This is a genomic window from Gammaproteobacteria bacterium, assembly GCA_013151035.1.
Lineage (GTDB): Bacteria > Pseudomonadota > Gammaproteobacteria > JAADJB01 > JAADJB01 > JAADJB01.
Window position 1 is genome coordinate 1 of sequence record JAADJB010000011.1, and the last position, 24,870, is coordinate 24,870.

At 42.7% G+C, this 24,870-nt stretch carries 25 protein-coding genes and 1 pseudogene; all 26 read right to left on the reverse strand.

All coding sequences use genetic code 11. From position 1 onward, the window contains the following. Nucleotides 1-76 precede the first annotated feature (76 nt). The 26 genes and pseudogenes from GXP22_02295 to GXP22_02420 all read right to left on the reverse strand — a co-directional run bounded on the left by GXP22_02295 (nt 77) and on the right by GXP22_02420 (nt 24,856). The gene (locus tag GXP22_02295) at nt 77-184 is read right to left on the reverse strand and encodes a transposase (protein NOX08317.1); all 108 of its coding nucleotides are present in this window, start codon (nt 182-184) and stop codon (nt 77-79) included. A gap of 66 nt (nt 185-250) precedes the next feature. Continuing rightward, nucleotides 251-514, reverse strand: a complete 264-nt coding sequence (locus GXP22_02300; GenBank protein ID NOX08318.1) for a DDE-type integrase/transposase/recombinase — start codon at nt 512-514, stop codon at nt 251-253. Between the two features lie 623 nt (nt 515-1,137). Next, complete coding sequence (locus GXP22_02305) at nt 1,138-1,998, reverse strand: hypothetical protein (protein NOX08319.1); 861 nt, start codon at nt 1,996-1,998, stop codon at nt 1,138-1,140. 2 nt (nt 1,999-2,000) lie between these two features. Continuing rightward, nucleotides 2,001-3,278: an O-antigen ligase family protein gene (locus GXP22_02310; protein ID NOX08320.1), complete on the reverse strand. Its 1,278-nt coding sequence runs from the start codon at nt 3,276-3,278 to the stop codon at nt 2,001-2,003. Further along, nucleotides 3,275-4,402 (reverse strand): glycosyltransferase family 4 protein, encoded by a 1,128-nt coding sequence (locus GXP22_02315; protein NOX08321.1) that lies wholly within the window; start codon nt 4,400-4,402, stop codon nt 3,275-3,277. The genes GXP22_02310 and GXP22_02315 overlap by 4 nt, the downstream gene beginning before the upstream one ends. Nucleotides 4,403-4,405: 3 nt before the next feature. Next, the gene (locus GXP22_02320) at nt 4,406-5,551 is read right to left on the reverse strand and encodes a glycosyltransferase family 4 protein (GenBank protein ID NOX08322.1); all 1,146 of its coding nucleotides are present in this window, start codon (nt 5,549-5,551) and stop codon (nt 4,406-4,408) included. A 12-nt stretch (nt 5,552-5,563) separates the two neighbouring features. Then, on the reverse strand, nt 5,564-6,106 hold the full coding sequence (locus GXP22_02325; GenBank protein ID NOX08323.1) for a GNAT family N-acetyltransferase: 543 nt from the start codon (nt 6,104-6,106) through the stop codon (nt 5,564-5,566). A 10-nt stretch (nt 6,107-6,116) separates the two neighbouring features. Then, nucleotides 6,117-7,223, reverse strand: a complete 1,107-nt coding sequence (locus GXP22_02330) for a DegT/DnrJ/EryC1/StrS family aminotransferase (protein ID NOX08324.1) — start codon at nt 7,221-7,223, stop codon at nt 6,117-6,119. A 143-nt stretch (nt 7,224-7,366) separates the two neighbouring features. Continuing rightward, nucleotides 7,367-8,593 (reverse strand): hypothetical protein, encoded by a 1,227-nt coding sequence (locus GXP22_02335; GenBank protein NOX08325.1) that lies wholly within the window; start codon nt 8,591-8,593, stop codon nt 7,367-7,369. Nucleotides 8,594-8,605: 12 nt separating this feature from the next. Beyond that, a complete protein-coding gene (locus GXP22_02340; protein ID NOX08326.1) occupies nt 8,606-10,117 on the reverse strand; it encodes an oligosaccharide flippase family protein in 1,512 nt (503 codons plus the stop codon). Between the two features lie 15 nt (nt 10,118-10,132). After that, nucleotides 10,133-10,780 carry a CatB-related O-acetyltransferase gene (locus tag GXP22_02345; GenBank protein NOX08327.1) on the reverse strand — a complete coding sequence of 216 codons (648 nt, stop codon included), beginning with the start codon at nt 10,778-10,780 and terminating at the stop codon, nt 10,133-10,135. A 16-nt stretch (nt 10,781-10,796) separates the two neighbouring features. Then, nucleotides 10,797-11,660: a sulfotransferase gene (locus GXP22_02350; protein ID NOX08328.1), complete on the reverse strand. Its 864-nt coding sequence runs from the start codon at nt 11,658-11,660 to the stop codon at nt 10,797-10,799. A gap of 17 nt (nt 11,661-11,677) precedes the next feature. Next, nucleotides 11,678-12,725: pseudogene (gene tviC, locus GXP22_02355) on the reverse strand (Vi polysaccharide biosynthesis UDP-N-acetylglucosaminuronic acid C-4 epimerase TviC). Nucleotides 12,726-12,734: 9 nt separating this feature from the next. Further along, entirely contained in the window at nt 12,735-14,009 is a 1,275-nt protein-coding gene (gene tviB, locus GXP22_02360) for a Vi polysaccharide biosynthesis UDP-N-acetylglucosamine C-6 dehydrogenase TviB (protein ID NOX08329.1), read from the reverse strand. Between the two features lie 56 nt (nt 14,010-14,065). Next, a complete protein-coding gene (locus tag GXP22_02365) occupies nt 14,066-14,914 on the reverse strand; it encodes a DUF3473 domain-containing protein (GenBank protein ID NOX08330.1) in 849 nt (282 codons plus the stop codon). After that, the gene (locus GXP22_02370) at nt 14,914-15,678 is read right to left on the reverse strand and encodes a formyl transferase (protein NOX08331.1); all 765 of its coding nucleotides are present in this window, start codon (nt 15,676-15,678) and stop codon (nt 14,914-14,916) included. Before GXP22_02370 ends, GXP22_02365 begins: the two co-directional genes overlap by 1 nt. Nucleotides 15,679-15,685: 7 nt before the next feature. Further along, nucleotides 15,686-16,477 (reverse strand): glycosyltransferase family 2 protein, encoded by a 792-nt coding sequence (locus GXP22_02375; protein NOX08332.1) that lies wholly within the window; start codon nt 16,475-16,477, stop codon nt 15,686-15,688. 3 nt (nt 16,478-16,480) lie between these two features. Next, nucleotides 16,481-16,954: a hypothetical protein gene (locus tag GXP22_02380; GenBank protein ID NOX08333.1), complete on the reverse strand. Its 474-nt coding sequence runs from the start codon at nt 16,952-16,954 to the stop codon at nt 16,481-16,483. Next, the gene (locus GXP22_02385) at nt 16,951-17,415 is read right to left on the reverse strand and encodes an oligosaccharide biosynthesis protein Alg14 (protein ID NOX08334.1); all 465 of its coding nucleotides are present in this window, start codon (nt 17,413-17,415) and stop codon (nt 16,951-16,953) included. The genes GXP22_02380 and GXP22_02385 overlap by 4 nt, the downstream gene beginning before the upstream one ends. Before the next feature lie 3 nt (nt 17,416-17,418). Beyond that, nucleotides 17,419-18,066: a hypothetical protein gene (locus GXP22_02390; protein ID NOX08335.1), complete on the reverse strand. Its 648-nt coding sequence runs from the start codon at nt 18,064-18,066 to the stop codon at nt 17,419-17,421. Beyond that, nucleotides 18,056-18,727 (reverse strand): hypothetical protein, encoded by a 672-nt coding sequence (locus GXP22_02395; GenBank protein ID NOX08336.1) that lies wholly within the window; start codon nt 18,725-18,727, stop codon nt 18,056-18,058. The genes GXP22_02390 and GXP22_02395 overlap by 11 nt, the downstream gene beginning before the upstream one ends. Then, nucleotides 18,724-19,926: a glycosyltransferase family 4 protein gene (locus tag GXP22_02400; GenBank protein NOX08337.1), complete on the reverse strand. Its 1,203-nt coding sequence runs from the start codon at nt 19,924-19,926 to the stop codon at nt 18,724-18,726. Before GXP22_02400 ends, GXP22_02395 begins: the two co-directional genes overlap by 4 nt. Then, nucleotides 19,923-21,083, reverse strand: coding sequence for a glycosyltransferase family 4 protein (locus GXP22_02405; protein NOX08338.1), 1,161 nt, complete (start codon nt 21,081-21,083; stop codon nt 19,923-19,925). The genes GXP22_02400 and GXP22_02405 overlap by 4 nt, the downstream gene beginning before the upstream one ends. Before the next feature lie 13 nt (nt 21,084-21,096). Beyond that, the gene (locus GXP22_02410) at nt 21,097-22,401 is read right to left on the reverse strand and encodes a UDP-glucose/GDP-mannose dehydrogenase family protein (GenBank protein ID NOX08339.1); all 1,305 of its coding nucleotides are present in this window, start codon (nt 22,399-22,401) and stop codon (nt 21,097-21,099) included. Between the two features lie 3 nt (nt 22,402-22,404). Beyond that, nucleotides 22,405-23,424 carry a UDP-glucose 4-epimerase GalE gene (gene galE / locus GXP22_02415; GenBank protein ID NOX08340.1) on the reverse strand — a complete coding sequence of 340 codons (1,020 nt, stop codon included), beginning with the start codon at nt 23,422-23,424 and terminating at the stop codon, nt 22,405-22,407. 4 nt (nt 23,425-23,428) lie between these two features. Next, nucleotides 23,429-24,856 carry a mannose-1-phosphate guanylyltransferase/mannose-6-phosphate isomerase gene (locus tag GXP22_02420; GenBank protein NOX08341.1) on the reverse strand — a complete coding sequence of 476 codons (1,428 nt, stop codon included), beginning with the start codon at nt 24,854-24,856 and terminating at the stop codon, nt 23,429-23,431. Nucleotides 24,857-24,870: the final 14 nt, after the last annotated feature.

Consider the following 24,870-nt stretch of genomic DNA (forward strand, 5'->3'; position numbering starts at 1 on the left):
GAATCGGACATGTTCTATTCCTCTGATTGTAAAACCACAGAGTGCAGAAAATTATTTCAGGTGTATAGAGTGGGGTTTATTTTGCGCTTACCATTAATTCTTCAGGATAAATGCATTCTGTTTTTAAAGTACCAAAGAAACTTTCTGCAACCGCATTGTCCCAGCAATCGCCTTTACGACTCATACTGCTAACGTCTAAGAAACGACCGAAAGTCCTTTGAGCAGTACTGACAGCCACGATCTGAGTGCACTATATCGGGCGCGGTACCCGATTCCTTATCCCCATTTCAAGAGCCCTGATCATAAGGGAGCTTTCCATATTATTGCCCATCGACCACCCCACAATATGACGAGAAAACAGATCAATGAAAACGACTAGATACAACCAGCCTGCTTGCGTCTGAATATAGGTCAAATCAGTCACCCACACCTGATTGGGTTCTTCTACACAAAAATTCCGACGTAGAAAATTACGAGCAACAGGTTTGTTATGATCCGAATTAGTAGTAACCACAAATGACTTGTATTGCTTGGGATAGATACCATTCTCCCGCTTTATACGGGCTACCCGTTTGTGATTCGCTACTTTAAACCCTGATCATGCAAATCATCCGTTATACGGCGTACTCCGTAGGTTTTATTGCTGTTTTTAAAGCTATCCCTGATCTTCCCTAACAACTGCAGGAAACTTCTAATACACGACATAATATAGTACACTTTGTACTCCCTTTGATCCCTGATAAACTCATACTTTATTTGTCTTGTTTCGCACAAAACATGGCGAACTTTTTTAGAATATCCTGCTCCTCCTTCAAGCGGGCATTTTCTTTTCTGAGCTTTTTATTTTGATCCTCTAAATTGAGCTTAATGGGTTCTGATGACACTATTTCTGTTCGATACTTCCTGACCCAGGTATGTAGAGTAATACACTTGACCCCAGATCCCTGGCCACATCTGCCTTGCTTATATTTCCTGTAATTGCCAATCTTACTGCTTCTTGTCTAAATTCTTCTGTATACCGTTCGTTCATAGTAACCACTCCTTTTCTCTAAATATAACAAATTACTATGTCCATTATTTGGGGTACACATCACATATTTATAAGCACCCATTTCAGACATTCAATATTTAGAAAACCTACCTAGGCTCAAGGTGTATATATTTGGTGTTCACCGGATTATTATTAGCATCAACAATTAAATCATACCTGATCAACCCCGTGTGCTCACCAAAGATAGTCAGTTTATTATGCTTAGGCTTTTCCAATACTATCGAGGGCATCCCCTTTAGCCTGGCACGCCTGTTCCTGTCAAGATGTACACCAAACAATTGTAAACCCGCACTCCTGGCTGTCATACGAAGCGGCGCATCTGACATATCAATATAGGTACCAAACAAGGAGGTAATAGCCGGCCCATCAATTAACAAGGGCGTACCAGGCACGGCAATTCTGCCACCAAAAAAGGTGTGTGTATTGGAGAAGCCACCATCTGGTTTCCACCCCCCTTTATTGTCACCCACATAGCGTAGCTCAACACCACGTATCGCAGGATTATAGCTTTGCATGCTACCATCAGGCCCCTCATAGACATACAGATCACGATAGGTATGCATCCATTGTCGACTGCCATAATCACAGAGTGATAACAACCCCAGCTCATAGCCTTGTATCTCAACATCTTGTATCAATGCCCGATAATTATTCTTCAAGGTGATGCCGGTTTTCCGATTCTTATAACCCTTTAGGGTAAAACCGGACAGACGTGGATCCTTACCTGTCAGGGTAATACCACCCGGGATCTCCAATATGGTAATACCCGAACCATCCCCTCGAATAGATAAGAAATCGACATCCGATTTAATCTCGGCAAGCCGATGTGTGCCTGCCGGGAAGTACATCACCTTGTCTGATAGCAGGGGCTCACCCGCATAAACAGGCTGTAACAGCATCAAGATACCCAAGAGTGCAAACAATCGGTAATAAATAATGTATCGCATATTCATGTCCTCAAATGTACTACGCTCGTTGAGCGCTTTACAAGTAACTTGTTGGCAATATTCTTATCATTAACTTGTTCTACCCCGGTCATCGCCATACGCGGCAACTCATTCAGAATCCTTGCTGCCATTGCCAACAATAAAAACCATATAAAGACCCTGCCACCACTAAAATCATTAGTAATCGCCACCATTAACAGCACACTGGCTGCCCCTAATACCGACTTCCCCAGAACACAGGGTGTCAACCTGTCATTATCAATCACCTTGAATACTCGGTAAAAAGCTCCAATTAACGCAAGCAATATAGCTAGCCCAAGCACCCCCGAGGTGCGTAGTGTACTTACCAGGATATTATGGGCAGAACCTAAAGAAAATTCTGTACCACCTGTTTTACCAATATCATGGCTGGCTGCCCCGCTACCCAGCAATGGATGCTCTAGTGCCTGATTAGCAATCCTCCCCCAAAATGCCACTCGACCACGAATATCCCATAGATACATATCGATATCGAATAGACGATCAACCGATACCCCCCTGTCATGGGCATCCTCCACCTTAACATCCTTAAACAGGATGGAACCCGAGATAATCAGTATCAACAAGACCGATATTGCCGACAGCATGAGGCGCCCAATCCAGACCCTGCGTGACTTACGCTGCCAGCCAATATAAATAGCCACCACCATCATAACAAAGCCCAACATTCCCGCTCGTGCCCCACTGATCACCAGCATAATAAAAAGCATTGCTATGATGCTATAACGCAACATATTCATCATTAGCTTGAGTTTTTTAGGGAAATTAAACAACATAATAAACAATGAGAAGGCTATTAATACGCTAAGTGTAATAACACTAATCGTACCTTCAACACCCACAGGTCGCTCGCCGTGCACGACATAATACTGTACCAATAACAACCCCTGATAAAAGGTACCCGGAATAATAAGGAATACGGCTTTTTGCAGTTGTTGTATGGATGATGCACCAAAGCGAATGACCATATAAATCAACACCGGGGTAACGACAACCAGACGATAATAACGCGCCGACTCATAAAGAGAATCCAGCCCTACCACAACCGAGAGAAAACTGAATATTGCATAGATAATCACTAGTCGATCCAGCATGTTAAAGACAAGTGCCTTGTTATCTCGGTGTGACAACAACATAAACAGACCAATAACTGTTGGTATCTCAACCAGATAGATATGACCAAAGAGTGCTGTATTGGTAAAGGCCATAAGAAAAAATATGGCGTAAATAATATATTTCATAGGCCTTCTACGAATCTCAACAACTCTTTTGCCTGCTTGTTCCAGCTAATGGTGGCTTCCAGTTTCTCCGGGGCGGCTGCCTCAACGCCCTCGACCAATACTGCCTCAATACTTTTCGCCAAGGATGCTGGCTGATCATCGACGGCAAGGATTGCACCGCCTGTTTTCTCAACAACCCACCGATGTGCATCAATATTGGTTGCAATAATCGATATACCTGTAGCCAGATATTCCATTAACTTGATGGGACTACTGACTGCCCACCAGGTAATATCAGGAAAGGGAAGAATCGCCATATTGGCGCTACGGATATATTCAGAGACCTGCACATAAGGCACCTTCCCGGTAAAGATGACACGATCATTCAAGCCCAGATCCTTTGCCAACTGCTCCAGCTCAATACGCCCATCGCCATCGCCAACAAATAAAAAAAACAGATCCGGGAATTTTTCTTTTAATGAATCAAAGGCACGCAATGCATTTTGCAGCCCCCGATTAGGTGACAGGACGCCGTGATATAACAGAACCTGCTTACCCTCTATCCCCAGCTCTTGCCGACGATCCTTTCCTGCACGCTCAAAATGTTCCAGATGAACACCCGAGGTCCATACCCCCATCTTGTTTTTCAGGCGTTTTAGATAAGGGCGTACAGTATCACCCAGCATTGGGGTGATTACTGTCACACCATCACAAAACCAGTTTGCCATATACAATGAAAACCGGTATCGCCACAGATCCAGCTTGCCTTTAATGCCTTTCCTGACATCAACAGGTACCGTGCGAATATCCATAACCAGTTTTGGCCGATTCCTGCCACAGCGAAACAACCATGCCAGAGGTATCAAATGCGCCGACTGAAAACCGAACATAACGACATCCGCATTCATTTTCCAGGTGGATTCCAGCATCTTCCAGTGCAGACGAATCTTGCTAAACAGCGATCCAGCTGGCACATGAACATAGTCAACGTGAGTAAAACCATCCATTACCGTCTTATCATTAACATAGGCAACCGTTGTTGTTATGTCATGACCACAGCTTCTGAACGACCGCGCCATTTCATTCTTGCTGGTAAATTGAAAGGTAGCATCAACCGTTAATGGAATGATCCAATGTAATTTCACTTATTATTCCCCGGCTAATACAGATTGAAATATATTAATATAATGCTGCCCTGTTGCATCTCTTGAGTGATCATTTTTATAACGCAGAAAGCCTTTATCCTGAAGTGCTTGATAAAGTGCTTGATCCGAGTATAAACGAGTAATTTCCTCGCATAAACCGCTCACATTATCGGCCACTAACGCATCTTCATCTCTGCGCAACAACCCCCCAACAGAGTGTGTTGCAACCAGAGGGGTATGTGTCGCCCACGAATCACCAATAAAACCCGCGCCTGCATCTATTGCAGGCGTATAGGCATAATATGCCTTCGATAATAACTGTAGTGCCTCTGCTCTGGGAAGTGATTCTATATATTCAATCTTCCCATCTGATTGCTCAGCCATCTCACGAATATTTTTTGCGTAGTAACCTGGGCCAACTACAATAAATTTTTCAGTGGGTGTGTTTTCCAGAATAGCAGGGATTGCCACCAGTAATTCCTGGGCATTCTTGAATTTTTCAAGCCCACCCATGTGAATACCAATACCTCTATCCTTATCCTGTAACTGATCGTTATCAATCAGGTCAACATGGTTACACCACGGTGCATAATGGATAGAAAGATCAGCACGCTCAAATTTCCTGAATAGTCTGATATCACCATGATAGACCACCATTAATGCATCAACACCAACAAATAACTTTTTCAGGTAGAAATGCCGCACAATATCTAACAGACCGTCAAGCCTCAGTTTATGCCAATAATAGCGCATCTTGATATAGGGGAGATTAAGTTTATATGACGATAAATACTCCACAAGAAGCACCATTGGAATATCGAATCTGTCTTTTATCATACGTGATAGCTTGATATTGAATTCACCTGAACAATAAATCAGATCAGGCTTGAAGTTGACGAGGTTCTCTTCCACTTCTTTCCATGCAACCTCCGGTGTTTCCCTAAGCTCCGTGCTTGTATCATACGCCCTGAGAAAACGCATACTGCCATGCTGTTCATCATGCGGTGAACTAAAACTCCCTTTTAACCCCTTAACATTGCGCGATGTAATGATTAATACATTATGGCCTTGTTCTGATACATATAATGGCGCCTGAGCAATCGAATTGTATTCAATCGTCAGATAAGGATAGATGCAGACAATATTCATAATTATAAATTATTATGTGCGATTTTTAACCCGCCACTCCGATGTCAGGATCGACAAGGCAACAATATCAATATACTCGCCCTTGCGAAAAACATGGGATCGTTTCATACCTTCCCTGACAAAACCCATTGACTCATATAATCCAATAGCGGCCTTATTATCAAACTGGGTATCACCATAGATCTTATTCAGATTTAACTGCCCAAAACAAAAATCAAGCAATAACCCAAGGGCCTCCTTGCCATAGCCCTTACCTCGCGTCGACTCGTCAGCTAAAAAGAAACGACCAAACTCCGCATGTCGACTGCGCCAGTCAATACTGTAGACACTGATAGTTCCTACCGGTCTGCCATCCTTATTATCTTCTATAATAAAGTATTTCTCTTTACTGCCACGGGAGAGAAAACCATCAAACCATCGCTTTTGCATTTCAAGAGAGAGTGGTTCTTTCTCATAAAAATGCTCCGCAACATGGGGATCATTCCGCCATTTAACCAACAAGCCAAGATCATCCATTTCGATGGCTCGCAGACTAACCCTATCACCGACAATCATAAACAGACCTTTATTTATAAAAACCCAGCACTGTATTAATCACAGTATCCACCTCATCATCCGTTAGACTCGGATACATCGGAAGACTTAATATCTGCTCAAAGACAGCCTCAGCATTGGGTAACACTGGCCTGTTGCCATAACATTTATAGGTATGAATAGGCTTATAGTGCACACCTGTTGCAACGCCATTATCCTGCAAATAAACACTCAACTTGTTACGATCAGGCACACGGATACAATAGATATGCCCCGAAGAATACCAATCATCCGGTATGGGTGGCGGTGTCTTGATCGACTCACAGGCAGCAAAGGCGGCAGTATAACGCGCAGCGACCTCATTACGTCGTGCATTCATGCTATCAAGCTTATGCAGTTGAACGATACCTATGGCAGCGGCAATATCATTCAGGTGACATTTAAGGCCAACCTCATCAACCTGATATTCCCACCAATAAGAGGTGTCGGTTGCCGTTCTGTCCCAGGTACCCTTATCAATACCTAACCATCGCAGTCGTTTAGCCCTGTCAGCTAATTCTGGCGAATTCAATGTCAGCGCACCACCATCACCCATAGCAAGGTTCTTGACCGCCTGAAAACTAAAGCAACCGATATCAGCCAGACTACCCACCTTTTTATTCTTGTAGACGCTACCACAGGCATGAGCGGCATCTTCAATAATTGGTATATCGCCCACTACCTCACGCAGTGCATCAATATCCACAGGGCGGCCACCATAATGAACCGGAATAATCGCCTTGGTACGACGGGTAATCTTGCGAGCAACATCCTCCAGATCAATACACATGGTTTCTGGATCACAATCAACAAAGATGGGGGTTGCAAGGTTATAGGCAACCACATGCCCGGTTGATACGAAGGTCATGGTAGGGACAAGAACCTCATCACCATGGCCTACTTCCAGCAATTTCAGTGCAAGATCCAGGGCAGAGGTCGCTGAATTGACCCCAATGGTGTAATCAACCCCGATATACTCGGAGAATTCTTTCTCAAACTGTGCTGTTTTAGGGCCAAGACCTGCCCAACCCGATTCCAGAACCTCTCTGACCGCATCCACTTCTTCTTCACCAAAAAATGGCTTGAACACCTGTATCATAATTTGAAAACCCTCATCATTCTTCAGTTTTTATACTAACGTCCATAGCTATCGTCATAAACCCCGATAACCTTCATATTAATTTAGTTATTACCTCTATCCTCCGAGTATACATAACAATTAATTGAATAACACTAACTCAATCAACCCGGTTTTTTAAACCAGCCCAACCCCGGTGCATCAAGAAAATGCCAGCCAATTTTACTGTGGGGTGTCTCAATAACCATGGAACAATAGGCGATTGCCAGAAGACGAAACCAGGTTGAAAACAGATCACTTTCATCAATGGGCGTAGGTAATGCCTGCCAGCCCTGGGGATGCCTGGGCTCGAGCGCCTTTAACTGTTCCCGAATAAAGCGACGATTGACAAATACCCACTGATAAAGATCCGGTTGTCGCCAGAATGAAAACAAGTTTCTCAGATACATCAAGGGACCATAATGTTTACGGACACCCCAGATAAAGCCACCTTTTGGTGATTCCAGTTGAGTAATTGCTTTGTAGGCACGACCAAGGCAAGACTTTACATCCGATTCCCTGTACCCCGTTTGGAGATAAAGCTGCACCAGGGTATCAATGGCATCAATATCCTCACAGCCACCCCCACCCATTTGCGGTGCGAACATGCCATCAATATTCTGAAAGCTAAGGGTGCGATCCATAATCTTTTCTTTATGTGACAGATCTCTCCCCGCATAAAAATACAGCAGATATTGATGATAGGCACCAAACAAACCATTATGATATTCCGTTATCTTACCCTCTCCCCAAAAACCCGTTTTTGGATTCTGATAGTTATCATGCCAGTCAAAAAACGCCTTAACCGCCGGAGCCGTCATACCCTCCCCACGACTTTCCGCATCCCAAATCAGCATAATACCGATAAACATTGCCAGATTGCCGGCACCCCAGGGGTTCTTCCAGTTAATACTTTCCAGCAATTGGCGGATACCATCAGCCGTTCTGTAACCCTCTGTCTCAAGAAAACGGAGTGGGTACCGAAGCTCGCCACCTAATGCCCTTACTGCACTCAAACAAAATGTGGTTAACTGCCAACTAACATAACGCAAATCATGCCCACTATGAAGATTTCGCCCATCCATCGCCTGATCAAGAAACAAACCGGTCTCTTCATCCTGATAAGAAAGGATATAATCCAGCCATTCCTTACGATGTACATCTGACAGCGTATCGAAACCACCTAGCATGTCATAAATATAGGCCGCAAAACATGAGGTAAAGATAGTGTCATCTGCAGAGGCGCTCATTTTGAATCGACCAAATTCAACATCCTTACAACGCAGGCCTTCAAGCCACACCAGGGTACGATCTACAAGCGCCTGATCCTGAATTAATCCTGAACCCGTCATTTATTATTCCTCTTACACATTGAACAGCCTCCGCTTACAGAGCTTATTCACAAGCCCTTTCTCATAATCATCCATAAAATTATTAATGAACGTCATTAAACCATAGGTCAGCAGACCTATTAGCAACGCCCCAACAAAGTATACTGTTGAATCACCCAATGCCATGAACATATAGGTTGCAACACCTGACACAAGCACATTGACAATAATTTTCATCAGTGCACCCCAACATAAAGAAATACCTGTATAGCGATTAGCCATATAATAAAAAAACAGGCATTTAAACATCAGCGCCGTTCCGGTTGCGAAGGCAACACCTATCACCCCGTAATGCCGCATAAGAAAAATAGCGGCTACTATATTATAAACTGCAAAAATCTGCGCATATAATCGCACCTCAACCTTTTCTATTGCCTGCAAAACAAGATCACTTGGAACCTCAAGCACAACAAAAAAATTAAACACCAGAAACATAAGAAAAATATTCGTTGATTCAATGAACTTATCACCAAAAAGCATAGCAATTAATGGCTCACCAACAATACCCACCAATAATAATGCAGGAAACAAAAAAGCTGCATTAAGCTTAATTAAAGACTGAAACAATCGTTCCAGCTCAGCATTTTTATCTTTAGCTGCATAATAGCGATGATAAAAAGCAGGGCGTATTATACCTTGCATTATATTCTGAGGAAGAATAGACAAGAGCATCCTAGCCGCCCTGGAAGCCAGTGCATACAGACCTAATTGATAGGGGTTTGCCAAAGCCGCCACAACAAAATAATCCATGGAATGGCTATATAAAATACCTCCTGGTATTGCTAACGCATTAATACCCGAGTAACGCCCAATCCGCTTATACTCAATATTTTTTTCTTTATCATTTTGTTCTTTTGAATATTTAGCATAAACCCTGGTCACGAGGATATAAGAAAACAATAGTGTGCCAGCAAGATAACTCGCCGCCTCAGCCATAAATAGCCCCGACAACTCAAACCCTAATTCAAAAACAGTATAGGCTAAAACAAGCTTTAAGATCGCATAGAATGCCTGCACCAGTGATGATGAAGCATGCATAAAGAGTGAATTCAATTCGATCTGCGCAAACTCAATCTGATATAAAAAAAAAGCTCCTACGGCAAAGATAATAAATTGATCATATTGATCCTGCATATTAAAGGATTCTGACCAGTTATCAAACCATATAGCGGCAACAATAAAGGTAATAATTGATAACACCGCTCTAAACACATGCGAAAAGATAATCGTTTTTAAAATCCGCCCACTTTGTTTCTGTTGAGAATATTCAGGGATAAATCGTTGTAATGACGAACCTAGACCTAGGTTACAAAAAAAACTAAAGACAATAATCGTACCAATAAAAAAATTATATACACCGTAATCTTCAACACTCAGAAAACGCGCCACAAGAATGACATAAAGAAGCCCAACGACTTTTATAACAATCTGTGAAGGTACTACAAATAATGTGCTTCTTCTTGTTTTTTCAATTAATGATGGCATTATTTAATATAACCTCTAATCAATATTCTCTTCAGATTGATCTAAAAATGAATCAACAGATACAGCCTCATCATAAAAGTTATTAATGTTTTTTCGTATTTTAACCAAGCTCCAATCCCACCAACGAGCACATAACAAACGCTCTATTTCTTTATCTGAAAAACGCATCTTTTTTACCTTAGCAGGAACACCAGCAGCTATAGCATAAGGCGGTATATCTTTCGTCACAACTGCACCAGCACCAATGATTGCGCCATTACCAATATTTACCCCTGACAAAATAATGACATTAATTCCAATCCACACATCATTACCAATACTAATATCACCACGCGTAATACCATGCCCTGGGTTTAATTCAGACTTATCTAACAACACTCTTGCCAAAGAATAAGTCGTTATATGACTTTTATGAAGTGCCCCTATGATTTGTACTCCGGAAGCGATAGATGTAAATTTTCCAATGGTTATTTTTGTCTGAGGAAGACTCGATATACGACCATTACCACTTATGTAAGTAAAATCACCCACGCTTACTATTCCCGCATGAATTTCAAGAGATGGATCAAGGTTCACAGATTCACCTAAGGTAAGACTTACGACTTTCTGATTAACCCCTCCTTTAATAAGCCTTAACAATCTTCTTTTTATAGCCCCAAACATAATACCATTAGCATCCTTATATACTGATATCTGAGTAACCCAATTGCTGCATTAACTCGCTGTGGCGCATTTTCTCATAAATATTCACCAACTCCGGATTTCTTAAAAAGGCATATTTCCTGTCCGGATTAATATCCTGAATAACCCTGCTAATCTCTGCTTCCGCTGCTGGCATATCTATAAATTGAAGCAGCTCCTGCATCACTGGCATAGGATCTTCTAATAGACTCTCATATCGGACATGATGAATATTATCGCCAAAGACATCCGTCCACGAGAGCGCCTTAACCAGATATTCTTCCCAAAGCTTGATTGCCTCATGAATGTTGCCGGTTCTTGCCGAGAGCTGGTAACCCACTCTGAGAAGTAGCGCCTCTCTAACACCCCAGCGCCAGTTCCTTTTCTTTTTCACCTTGTTTGATTCTTTTCCATAACGGGCACTCTCGGCAGAATCCAGTGGATGGCGATAAATATGAACCACCTTACACTCAGGAAATATCTCTTTCCAGACATCAATAGTGAAGGTGTTTCTCGGATCCTTCCAGCCCCATGGGAAATCAATATCTTTTATATCACGATATTTAAGGGCATTCTTCCAACCAAGGTAATTAACCCGGCCAATCCCTCTCATATGCGATTCAGCTACGCGTGAAAAATCCTCTCGAAACTGATCATCAATAAAATTGAAATTATGGGGGTTATCCCAGGTGGCATTTGCACACCTCAACATCCAGTCATTCAGGCGATAGAAAAACCAGGACTCATTATTGCCCCCGCGCTTATCCTTTCCTACAAAAAGACCAAGGGACTCCAGAAGCCTGCTCAACATGGATGTTCCAGACCGTCCCATCCCCAGAATAATAACTGGCTGCTTATTCATTACCTACCTCCAGCATACTACCCTTGAGATGTTATATCCTTAACATACCATTTCAGTGCAATAGCCATTCCTTCATTAATTCGGTATGACGGGCTATAACCCAGAAGATTCTTCGCCTTTGAAATATCTGCCAGGGAGTGCCGAACATCACCGGCTCTAAAATCACGGTACACCGGCTTAGCATCCTTTAAATGCGGGAACTGTTCTAATAAGCCACTACGAATTGATTCGTAAAGATCATTCAGAGTCGTTCGATCACCTACCGCAACATTATAGACCTGATTTGCAGCATCCTCATGATCCGCCGTTGCCGATAAAATATTGGCCTGCATGACATTATCGATATAACAAAAATCACGGCTGGTTTCCCCGTCACCATTAATATACACAGATTCATTTTCAATCATGGCATCAACCCACTTGGGTATCACCGCCGCATAGGCACCATTAGGATCTTGTCGCTGACCAAAGATATTAAAATACCTTAAACCGATTGATTTGAATCCGTAGGTTCTGGAAAAGACATCGGCATACAGTTCATTAACAACCTTGGTTACCGCATAAGGTGATAATGGATTACCTATCTTATCTTCCACTTTCGGCAAATCAGGGTGATCACCATAGGTTGAACTCGATGCGGCATAAACAAAACGCGACACCTCCGCATCACGTGCTGCCACCAGCATATTCAAAAAACCGGAGATATTATTCTCATTAGTCGTTATGGGATCTTCCAGCGAGCGAGGCACAGAACCTAATGCCGCCTCATGTAATACATAATCAGCACTATCACATACCTTTTTACAGGTATCCAGATCCCGCATATCACCCTTAATAAAGGTGAAGTTTTTCCATTGCTCATCACCCACCAGCGCTTTAACCTGATCCAGGTTATGCTGATGCCCGGTTGAAAAATTATCCAGACCCGTCACTCGCTGATTATTCTTCAACAAGGTTTCCAGTAGATTAGAATAGATTAGAACCGATAAAACCCGCCACACCTGTCACCACCCATTTCTTTGGGTTGGCTCTGAGAACATCAAGAATCTCTTCATATTTTGACATTATTATTCCTTATAATCGTCCATCGGTTTCTTCGGTCGATAGAATATATTTTATATCGTATAGTACATGATCTTTCTTACCAAGGGCTCGAATGGCTTCTGCGCCCATTTCAACAAATTCCTTATGTCCAACAGCAAGGATTACCGCATCATATTGACCGGACTCAAGCTTATCTACCGGTAAAATCCCGTATTCAGCCTTTGCCTCTGCCGGATCAACCCAGGGATCATAAACATCAACATTAACACCATAATTATCCAGCTCTTCGATCATATCAATAACACGCGTATTCCTGAGATCAGGACAGTTCTCCTTAAAGGTAAGGCCCATCATTAATATCCTTGAACCCTTTATATGTATACGTTTGTTAAGCATTAACTTAACAACCTGCGACACCACATAAGAACCCATCTGATCATTCAGTCTACGACCGGCTAATATAATCTCAGGGTTATAACCAATCTCCTGAGCCTTGTAAGTGAGATAATACGGATCGACACCAATGCAATGACCACCAACCAGGCCCGGTCTAAAGGGTAAAAAGTTCCACTTGGTACCTGCTGCCTTTAAAACCTCTTCGGTATCAATACCCAAACGGTTAAAAATAAGTGCCAGCTCATTAATCAGTGCAATATTAATATCACGCTGTGTATTTTCTATAACCTTCGCCGCCTCTGCCACTCTGATCGAGCTTGCCTTATGTGTTCCTGCGGTAATCACTAACTGATACAACGCATCAACAAGATCCGCAACCTCCGGTGTTGAGCCAGACGTTACCTTCAATATCGTTGAAACACGATGTTCCTTATCTCCCGGATTAATACGTTCGGGGCTATAACCGGCAAAGAAGTCCTTATTAAAAACAAGACCTGATTTTTCCTCTATAAGGGGCACACAAACCTCTTCAGTTGCACCCGGATAAACTGTTGACTCATAGATCACAATATCATCTCTTGATATAACCCCGCCCAACATTACACTGGCATTAATCAACGGACTTAGATCAGGATTTTTATTCTTGTCTATCGGGGTAGGCACCGTAACAATATAGACATTACAAGCCTTTAGATCATTAACATTACAACTGTATGTCAACTTATCTGCACCAGCCAGTTCCTCAGCATCCACTTCAAGTGTTGCATCCACACCGGACTGTAACTCAGTAACTCTGGCCTGATTGATATCAAAACCCAACACAGAAACCTTACTACCAAACTCAACTGCTAGTGGCAAACCCACATAACCCAGGCCAATAATCGCAATCTTTATTTCATCTAATTTCAGCATAGTTATTTCCATTAATAATTTGGTACGCAATAAAAAATATTAATCCTGCAAGACTATAAATCAATAACAGGCACATCATTCCAGTCTATCAGTTGATCTGCTTTAGCCAGACTTATAAAGTCAAAATCATCCAGCAATCGCTCCAGCTTGTGCTGCGCTCCTTTCAAACCATAATAACTCTTGAATTTTCTGAATCTGGATAATTCCCTGATAACAGGCTGATCTGCATCGAAGTCTCTTGGGTGAAAATAGGTCATTATATACTGGCTACTTTGTGCAAACGCACGTATCAAGGGATAAGGTATCAAGCGAAAATACCCTCCACCGGAAAAAATAATATGTCTGCCCAGGATTTCTTTGGTATTAATCGGGAACGCCTTCAATGTACCGGAATCCATTTTTATAAGCGATGGTGTCTGCTGCCCAAACTCAGCAAAACCACCATGTGCCCTCGCCGCTGGAAAAACAGAACAATCAAGCTCTATACCTTCTTCAATCAAGGCATCAAATGCCCATTTATTTTCCTTTTTAATAGAAAATCCAGGCGCCCGATATGATCTGATCTTTTCACTGGTCAACTCTTCCAATGAATGTATTGATCGCTTCAGGTCTTCCCTGAATTCCGCAGGTGTTTGCATATAAGCCAGTTGATGCTGATCAGAATGCGTTGCTACTTCATGACCTGCCTTGACTATATTTTTGATCACATGTGGATATTCACGCGCCACCCATCCCAGACAAAAAAAGGTTGCTGTTAGTTGTCTTTGTTCAAGAACAGAAAAGATTCGATCCATATTAGCATCAAGTCTTCTCTCATAATTTGACCACTCAGATTCTGTTTTGGTAGAATCATTGTCCAGGATATGAAACCATTCCTCGATATCAAAGGTAAGGATATTCATTAATAAAACCTTGCCCCATTTTTCCTGAATTCACGAACATCCTCATGCGTTGGAAAACTGAAATAGGTCATATCATTGGCATTATTTTCCATTGTCTCTACATCATCATTATTGATTTTATCAACAGCCTCAACAATTGCCTCCATCCCCAGTTTTTTTGAGAATTGTATCAACTGTTCCTGTGTCATTGACCCTATCTCTATCCTTTTTTGTACCAGGATAGGCCCTGAATCAACCCCTTTATCCACAAAGAATACAGATACACCCGTCTCCTTTTCCTGGTTTTTCAATACCCAGAAAGAGGGCATTAAACCTCTGTATTTTGGTAACAGGGCGGTATGCAGATTCAAACAGCCCTTAGGCGCTAACTCAATTAATGGCATTTTAAATATCTGATTACCCAGAACCGATATCAGAAGATCCGGGGCAAGTGCTCTCAATCTATCCAGAGATTCCTCGCTATTGATACTACCTTCTATAAGAATGGCAGGCACATTATATTTTTCAAGAACTGAATGAACTTTTTTTGACGAATCAAACTTTGCCTTTATAAAACGCAAGGCATAATGAATAAAAAAACCAATACCAAAGATACGGGCTGTCTTCAATGCCTTGTCAACAAAGCTCTCTTTTTTCCCAAAGGGTGAAGCAGATGCAACCACACACCCGACAACCTCGGCATAATCCGGCAACATCGAAAAAAAATAATCCAGATTCTCGGCAAGATAAAATGGCTCATCCTGGGTGATTATAATAATACGCATAACAATATTACTTGATACCCCATTTCATGAAATAACGCATCAAACTGATAAAATGCATCCGAACATGGTGTGACATCATCTTATCAATAATACTGCCTTTTATGCTGCGATGTTTTGATGGATGAATAACAACGGAACACGGCTCATACTTAACCTTGTAGCCCTTATCCCAACACATATGACACCAGTCAACATCTTCCATATACATAAAGAAACGCTCATCCATGCCACCAACTGTCCTTAATGCCGACGCCTTAACCAGCATCGCACCGCCGGTGATCCAGTCAACATCCTTTCTTGTCTTGCGATCAAAATCTTCCATCAAATAGCGCGCCCTTTCCTTATCTGCTCCCGGCAGCACTGACAACCCACTTCTTACCAACAGGAAGGTCCATAAACGTGGAAACCTTCGACAAGAAGGCTGAACAACAAAATTCTCATCAACAACCTGGGGGCCAGACAAAACCCAATCAGGCTCTTTATCCATTTCTTCCATCATCTTTGTAACATTTGAATCCGTCACCAGGCCATCAGGATTAATCACATAAACATATTCACCACTGGCATATTCGATACCCGTATTAACACCGGTCGAATAGCCCTCATTACCCTGTGTATTAATAATTTTTGTGCTGGGTAGCTGCTTCTGAAATACCCCGACCTCATCATCTGAATATTCTGAATTAGAGATAATAAGGCATTCTTTTTCTACATCCTGCATATATTTATCAATGCTTTTAACGCAATCGTCCACCTCATCCATGCAGTGATATTCAACGATGATTATGCTCAGCTTCATATTCTATTTTCTCAAAAAACCAGTAATTGTAGTTGCAATATGCCTAGGTAATTCATAATTAGTTGTTGACTCTATGTTCATATTTTTTGCCAGTTCTATCGCATCAGCCAGTTCTTCAACATCATACAGCGGTATAATAAGATTCTCCTCTGCCAATGCATTTACAATCTCAATCTGGTCATCGGTACTTTCACCCAGCTCAACCATACGGGGAACAGCAATTGTCCTGGCGCCCACTCTTATGCAATCCTGTAGACCCCCGAAACCACCCTGTGTAATAACCACATCTGCTTCCTGCATCAAGCTCAGAATTCTCGAGTGATCCATAAAGGGATGCGCCTCTATCTTATCATTTGTAACAGGTGTATTACCCGACTGCACAACAACCCGCTCACCAGTCTCTTCAACCCACTTAATCACCCTATCCATCAAACGTACAAACGGGTATGGATTGGTTCCCAACATCACCAGTATCAAATCAGTCTACCTACATAGATTGCATTGGGGTAAAACTTCAACATCGATTTCCACTGCACATAAAACACATCAGCATATCGATACATAAACTTACCCGTTTTTGATGGTGCCACCACACGCGCACCTGATTCCACATAAATTACTCTGGAACCAAATAATTTACCCAGCATACAGGTAGCCAACGCAATCCCTGAGCCGGTACTTAAGACCACTCGCGGACGCAACCGGGCAAAAATAAACAATGACCGCAAGGCATTAACAAAAAAACCCCATAAACTGGTATGCGGATCATTCACATAATACACATCATAATCATTTAACCGACTGGCAACATGCTCATCCTGCTTGGTAATAATACAGGTATCCACACTGGCTTCACTGATTGATGCCAATGCCTCTGACAAGTGCCCACCGGCAGAACAGGCAACACATAACTCACGATTGAAACGTTGATTAAACACGCCTCAATCTCCTGCATTTTTATAACGAGCAGTAAGACGGCCTGAATGATCAATTAAAATAAAGGGATTTTCATCATCTCGCAACTGATCAAGGAATTCCATTTTATCGCAACAATAAATATCCAGTGGAAAGATGTCAAAAAACGCAATCAACCTTTGATAAAAACAAAACAAGGCACCATATATTGCATTCATCACACCAGGATGCGTAAGAACCCTGACATCCAGATCAGAGAACTTATGCAAAGATCCCCGACAATAACTGCCATAAATAGCCACACCATCGATTGAATCCCAGGTCATCGCGGCACTTTTCATTTTCACTATAAAATCCTCAAAATGCTGCTCCGTTTTTGGCACAGGGGCAACATAACGCATCAATACAAAAATATGCCCATTGATTATCCAGTTAATCGTGTGTGCGATCACCAGTGATATCAACAGCGCCAGACCAAAAGGTATGCCTTCCATAAAGAAGCTCATGATGATCACTACAAACACAAGATCTATCAACAGCTTCAGGCTTAGCTCATAGATATTCATGTATCGCATACACTGAAATACCCAGTTTGACGCAATCACAGCAATCCTTGTCTTTAGTATCGTGCCCAGGAACGTACCTTCCAGTTTACCTTGTGGTTTAGCTTTCATTTTTTAATCCTGCTATCCTGCTTGCAGAATCAAGCAATTCATCCAGTGTACCGGAATTATCAATCGCATTGATCCCCTCATCATCTTTTATTTCTTCAAAAAGTTTAAATCTTGATTCAAAATTCCTGTCTACATGCCCTTCAGGCCTGGCATCAATAATATCTGACCAGGATCTTCTTACCAGAATGTTAACGCTATCATCAGGTAACAATCTTTTAAACTGCCTACCAAACCATGATGATAATAAACTCTTTCTTCTCGTATCAACCGCTATATCAATCAAAATATCATAAACATAGCGATCAAGGATAATAACCTTGTTAGACTTCCCATACTTCGGCAAAATCTTTGTATACTTTACCCTAAGTGCATCAAGATACTGAAAAAAAACAAACGCATGCGAAATAATAGACGATTTATAAAAGTTGTGATAACCAATACGATGCCCGTCACAGGTCTCATATCGGGTGTAACCTAGCAATCGACAAAGCCCAAGCAAAGGCTTGGATATCACGTTATTGTATCTAAGCCAAATAATATCAACATCATAGCCCTTTTCTTCCAACTGCCTTGCCAAATGCTCCGTAACCGTTGACTTGCCCGAACCGTCAATCCCCATAACATAGATAAGCCTGGGTATATCACTGGAATGCTTACTCATGGATTACCCCGCTCACAATGACTAGAGATATCATCCATAATACGACCCACATCACTCCAACGAGGATAAGTATTGATAAATTCTCTTGCTGATTCAGTATATCGCTCTATTCGTTGCTGATCTTCTGATAATTGCAATAATTCGTTAGAGAATTTTCGCGTATCAAGAGGATCAACAACAATACCTCGTTCCATAGCTAATTCAGGAAGCCCGTCGACAGGGGACACAACCACAGGTTTTCCACGCGCCAGAGACTCGAGCACTGCGATAGGTATATCAGAAGGAACCAGCACAAAAGGCAAAACCACCAGATCAGATAATTCAATATAAGACCAGACCTGCTCACGCTTCAACCAACCACCAACAATTGAAACACAATCACCCAGCCCTTTTGCAACCAACTCTTCCCGTAAGACCTCACACCTTTCATCAGATGCGCCTCGCGCCAACACAACAAGACGAGCCCTGGGATTATTCTTCACCACATTTGGAAATGCCTTGATTAGTGAATCAAAGCCTCTAATTGGCCTGAGTGCGCCAAGGTACAGAAAAATCACTTCTTTTCCCTTTTTTTTCAATGTATTAGCGACTTCCTCCAGGGTCAGATTATCCACCGGCTTAATGTCTTCTTCATCAATACCCACCGGAAGAAAATGAATTCTGCTACTGCTGATGCCCCCTTTTTCAAGAACCGCCTGATTATTTTTACTCTGAACAGTAATTCCATCGAATAGTCTGGAGTTCAAAAACCAGCGAAACAAAAACCACGGCACCAATCTTTGCCCCCACAATGATCTTGATTGTTCATAAGGCACACCGGACAAAGATGCTCTGATCAACTCTGCCCACTTATACAATGGGCAGGTAATATAGGCTATCTTGCGACAATGAATACGTGACAGGAGTGGATAGAATGCAATACTCCTTGTTGTTGTACTCCACCATAATTCATCGGGATTCAGTGACAGGATATAATCACCCAGAGCCGCTTGTTGCTTAACACCAAGAAAACACGTCTCAACAACAGAGAATCCTTCATCCCATAAATCCACAGACACATCTGAAGCACCTTCCGTGACAACGATAACCTTGTTTTTCAGCGCTTGATACCTTGCCAGTTCATAGATATAACGCCAGGGCTGTAACCGAACATTATCCCTGGTAAATCCATTGGCAACGAAAATAACCGTAGCTGTCACGAATCAGCCTTTTCATCAGACAACTCATCCAGCCAGCAGCCAAATTTCTCGACATTACCAATACTGAAATCCTGTAAAACCTTCTGACGATTCTTGTCACCTTGTATTTTGCGCAGTGCCTGATCATTAGCCAGCAACCTTATTGACTCAGCAATTCCTTCGACAGAATGCTCATCAACAAGATATTCATCGACCAATTCCTCTATTGCACCACAAGGTGTTGCTATTACGGGAATGCCACAAGCCATTCCTTCCATAAGAACAACCGGTATACCTTCTGCCCCTTCATTCTCTGTTGTGATTGATGGAACACATAAAATGTCACAATTCTGGTAAAAATAACGTAACTGGTCCTGATTCATTTTCCCGAACACAGTCACTTGATCGCTCACACCCTCAGCTTTTGCCATTTCATTCAGATCAAGCTCTCCAAAACCAATGAAAATAGCTCTCACCCTCAAGTCCTGCAATAACCGCAAGGCCTTCATCAAATAAACAAAGCCTTTTCTTTCTGTAAATCGACCTACCGCCAATACCGTCACTTCATCCGCCGGCTTATTCTCATCACCATCAACAAATAATCTGTTCAGTCGAATATTTTCTCCTGGAACAGAATATTTTGATTTAAGTAAATCCACCCACTTCTGCGCTATCGGAAATATTCGATCTGCCGCAGCCAGTGACTTTTTAAATAAAAGCTCATTAGGATTGGTATAAAACTCATGCGCATGAATTGTCACCGACAATGGCAAACCCGTTAATCGTTTACAGTAATAGCCTATAAAAAACTTATGGTCTCCAAAATGACAATGTATCTGTTTAATGCCATCCCGCTTCATTACCGGGGCAAACTTGGTGGCAAAAACCAGATCAACCAGACCGCCATCGCGTATCGCCTCGATTAAAAGCCCTGGTCGCATACACATCTTTAATAATAACCAGGGCAACTCCACAACAAGGCGTTTTATTGATATAGCGTAATATGGCCAATTATCTCTTGGCGAGTAAATATCACCCGGTACATATTTTGTAGCAAAAAGTGTTATCGAATAACCTTTATCATATAGCGCATCTACCTCACGATATATAAAGGCTTCCAGCCCTGCTCGCATTGAAACGATATAGGCTATAGACGGTTTTTTTCTGGTATCTGTCATATTAAATAAATTCTCATCTACCCACACAGGTATATTCAAAACCATACTGCTTCATCAAATCGGTTTCATACACATTTCTTAAATCAATAAAAACATTTCCTTGCATCAGCTCATTTACACGTTCAAGATCAAGCCCACGGTACTCATTCCACTCGGTCATCAAAACAATGGCGTCCGCATTTTCTATGGCCTCATACTTATCTTCGTAAAAGCTCACCTGCTCCGGCAAAAGATGCTGCGCCTCTTCCTGCCCCTGGGGGTCATGCGCATGAATATCCGCGCCTTTATCCACCAAGGCCGGAAGAATAGCCAGCGCAGGGGAGTCCCTCATATCATCGGTTTCAGGTTTGAAGGTTAAGCCCAATACAGCAATCCTTTTGCCTGCCTCACTACCACCTAGCGCACCGCGTATCTTTTTAATCATTCGCGCCTTTTGTGCTGCATTAACCTCAACCACAGCCTCCACAATACGACTGGATGCGCCATGTTCCTGCGCGATCCTGATTAATGCCAGTGTATCCTTAGGGAAACAGGAACCACCATAACCCGGCCCCGCATGTAAAAACTTTTTACCAATACGCCCATCCAGTCCCATCCCTTTTGCCACCGCATGAACATCTGCATTCACATGTTCGCATAATTGTGACATCTCATTAATAAACGATATCTTTGTTGCCAAAAAGGCATTCGATGCATATTTAATTAACTCGGCACTTTCAAGGTTAGTCACTAGTATTGGTGCCTCAATCAGATTAAGCGGGCGATATAATTCACGCAATAACGCCTCTGCTCGCTCGCTCTCCAGACCTAACACAACACGATCAGGGCGCATAAAATCACTGATTGCAGCACCCTCCCTCAAAAATTCAGGATTCGATGCCACATCAAAATCGGCATCCGGGTTTTGCTCTTTTATAATACGTTTAACTTCTCTTGCTGTTCCTACCGGCACTGTCGACTTATCAACAATAACCGTATAACCTTCAAGATTTCCAGCTATCTCTTTCGCAGCTGCATAAACATAAACCAGGTCGGCATGACCATCACCTCTACGTGTTGGTGTACCCACCGCAATAAATACCAAATCGGCTTCTTTTACTGCCGCAGAAAATTCCGTGGTGAATTTCAAACGCTGGCTGGCAACACCCTTGGCAACCAGGTCATCCAGACCGGGTTCATAAATGGGAATTTCACCTTTATTTAATCGATCAATCTTGTCTTTATCAACATCCACGCAGGTGACATCTGCACCGAACTCGGCAAAGCATGCGCCTGATACCAGACCCACATAACCCGAACCTATCATTACAACTTTCATTATTTACTGATACCCATTCGGATTCTTGCTCTGCCAGTGCCACGAATCCTCACACATTTGATCAAGATCAAACTCGGCCTTCCAACCCAACAACTGTAGTGCATACGCAGGATCAGCATAACACTCGGCAATATCACCTGCCCTTCTTGCCACCATAGCAAACGGGATATCTTTCCTTGATGCACGCTTGTAGGCATCAATCATGTCCAGCACTGAATAGCCCCTGCCGGTACCCAGATTAACAATGGAAACACCACCCGTCATCCTGTCAGATAATTGATATTCAATCATGGCGATATGTCCACGCGCCAGATCGACCACATGAATATAATCTCTTACCCCAGTACCATCATGGGTGGAATAATCATCACCAAACACCTGTAATTGTTTCAGCTTACCCACAGCGACCTGGCTGATATAAGGCATCAGGTTATTTGGAATACCATTGGGATCTTCACCTATCGTGCCCGATGGATGCGCACCCACTGGATTAAAATAACGTAACAAACCAACCTTCCACTCATTATCAGAGACATATAAATCAGCCAGGATCTCCTCAACAATAAGCTTGGAACGTCCGTAGGGATTGGTTGCCGATAAGGGGAAATCCTCCTTAATTGGCACCTCATGCGGATCACCATAAACGGTTGCTGAGGAACTAAATAATATCGTCTTCACATTGGCAGCCTGCATTGCCTGACATAAGACTATCGTGCTATATAGATTGTTATTGTAATACTCCAGTGGCATTTCAACCGATTCACCCACTGCCTTAAGCCCGGCAAAATGAATCACCGCATCAATCTTATGCTCGGCAAACACCTTGTCCAGACCCAATCTGTCACGAATATCAATCTCATAAAAATCGAGGTTTTTTTCTGTTATTTTCTGAACTCGATCCAGGGCAAGCAGAGAGCTATTGGATAGATTATCTACCACCACCACATCATAGCCTTTTTGCAAAAGCTCAACACAGGTATGAGAACCTATATAACCTGCACCACCTGCCACCATTATCTTCATCACACTAACCTTCTTTACGCCCATAAGCGTCATCAAAGCGAATAATGTCATCCTCACCCAGATAACTACCCGTCTGCACCTCGATCAACTCCAGCGGTATCTTGCCCCTGTTCTCCAGGCGATGTTTCTCTCCCACTGGGATATAGGTGGACTCATTCTCTGATAAAACAAATTCTTTCTCACCACAGATTACCTGTGCAGTTCCTTTCACCACAACCCAGTGCTCGGAACGATGATGGTGCAACTGCAAGGATATACTGGCACCCGGCTTTAGCGTAATACGCTTAACCTGAAACCGTTCCTCACAATCAATGCATTGATAGCTACCCCAGGGGCGATAGACCTTATGCGGCACAACAGCCTCATTACGCCCCGCCTGTTTTAACTGATCAACAATTACCTTTACCTCCTGCGCCTTGTCACGATGCGCAACCATAACAGCATCCGCAGTCTCAACAATAATATGATCATCGACACCCACCGTAGTCACCAGACGACTCTCGGAACGTATATAACAACCATGCGTATCAACAGCACAGGCATCGCCAATAATCACATTGCCATTTTGATCGCCTTCACCAACCGTCCATAAGGCCGACCATGAACCAATATCATTCCAGCCAATATCCACAGGAATCACCACGGCATCAGCGGTGTGTTCCATTACCGCATAATCAATCGAATCAGCTGGACACTGTTCAAAGGACGCTTTATCCAGACGAATAAAATCCATATCCTCTTGCGCCTGCTCAAACGCCGCCGTACTAGCAAGCAACATATCATTTTGTAGTCTGCCTAATTCATCAAGATATACCGAGGCACGGAACATAAACATCCCACTATTCCAGTAATACCCTCCTTCATCCAGCCAGGCCTCTGCGGTTATTTTATCCGGTTTTTCCACAAATCGATCGACCTTCAACACCGATGTATTGCCCACCTCAACCGCTGCACCCGCCTTGATATAACCATAACCTGTTTCTGGTGCATTCGGGATTACACCAAAGGTGACCAACTTACCCTCATTAGCCGCCTGATAAGCCAAGGCAATGGCCTGATGAAAGGCATCAACATCCTTGATGGCATGATCCGCAGGTAACACCAGAATAACCACATCCTGCTCTAACTGATGAGCCTTCATTGCAGCAATCGCTACCGCAGGGGCAGTATTACGTCCACAAGGTTCCAGTATGATCGCCGCAGGCCTAACACCAATTGCCCGCATCTGTTCAGCAATCATAAAGCGATGCTCTTCATTGGCAACAATGATTGGAGCGAATATATCCTTCCTGTCGCCTAAACGACTTACTGTATCCTGAATCATGGTGACATCCGACACCAGTGGCAACAACTGCTTGGGACGTAGCGCACGCGAAAGAGGCCATAATCGCGTCCCTGAACCACCCGATAATATCACTGGAATAACCACTATCGATACATCCCCTT

Bases quoted from the DNA above. Each gene is read 5' to 3' on its own strand.
- GXP22_02295 (NOX08317.1), bottom strand. From the start codon at position 184: ATGAGTCGTAAAGGCGATTGCTGGGACAATGCGGTTGCAGAAAGTTTC.
- GXP22_02305 (NOX08319.1), bottom strand. From the start codon at position 1,998: ATGCGATACATTATTTATTACCGATTGTTTGCACTCTTGGGTATCTTG.
- GXP22_02310 (NOX08320.1), bottom strand. From the start codon at position 3,278: ATGAAATATATTATTTACGCCATATTTTTTCTTATGGCCTTTACCAAT.
- GXP22_02320 (NOX08322.1), bottom strand. From the start codon at position 5,551: ATGAATATTGTCTGCATCTATCCTTATCTGACGATTGAATACAATTCG.
- GXP22_02325 (NOX08323.1), bottom strand. From the start codon at position 6,106: ATGATTGTCGGTGATAGGGTTAGTCTGCGAGCCATCGAAATGGATGAT.
- GXP22_02330 (NOX08324.1), bottom strand. From the start codon at position 7,223: ATGATACAGGTGTTCAAGCCATTTTTTGGTGAAGAAGAAGTGGATGCG.
- GXP22_02335 (NOX08325.1), bottom strand. From the start codon at position 8,593: ATGACGGGTTCAGGATTAATTCAGGATCAGGCGCTTGTAGATCGTACC.
- GXP22_02340 (NOX08326.1), bottom strand. From the start codon at position 10,117: ATGCCATCATTAATTGAAAAAACAAGAAGAAGCACATTATTTGTAGTA.
- GXP22_02345 (NOX08327.1), bottom strand. From the start codon at position 10,780: ATGTTTGGGGCTATAAAAAGAAGATTGTTAAGGCTTATTAAAGGAGGG.
- GXP22_02350 (NOX08328.1), bottom strand. From the start codon at position 11,660: ATGAATAAGCAGCCAGTTATTATTCTGGGGATGGGACGGTCTGGAACA.
- GXP22_02365 (NOX08330.1), bottom strand. From the start codon at position 14,914: ATGAATATCCTTACCTTTGATATCGAGGAATGGTTTCATATCCTGGAC.
- GXP22_02370 (NOX08331.1), bottom strand. From the start codon at position 15,678: ATGCGTATTATTATAATCACCCAGGATGAGCCATTTTATCTTGCCGAG.
- GXP22_02375 (NOX08332.1), bottom strand. From the start codon at position 16,477: ATGAAGCTGAGCATAATCATCGTTGAATATCACTGCATGGATGAGGTG.
- GXP22_02390 (NOX08335.1), bottom strand. From the start codon at position 18,066: ATGAAAGCTAAACCACAAGGTAAACTGGAAGGTACGTTCCTGGGCACG.
- GXP22_02395 (NOX08336.1), bottom strand. From the start codon at position 18,727: ATGAGTAAGCATTCCAGTGATATACCCAGGCTTATCTATGTTATGGGG.
- GXP22_02405 (NOX08338.1), bottom strand. From the start codon at position 21,083: ATGACAGATACCAGAAAAAAACCGTCTATAGCCTATATCGTTTCAATG.
- GXP22_02410 (NOX08339.1), bottom strand. From the start codon at position 22,401: ATGAAAGTTGTAATGATAGGTTCGGGTTATGTGGGTCTGGTATCAGGC.
- galE (NOX08340.1), bottom strand. From the start codon at position 23,424: ATGAAGATAATGGTGGCAGGTGGTGCAGGTTATATAGGTTCTCATACC.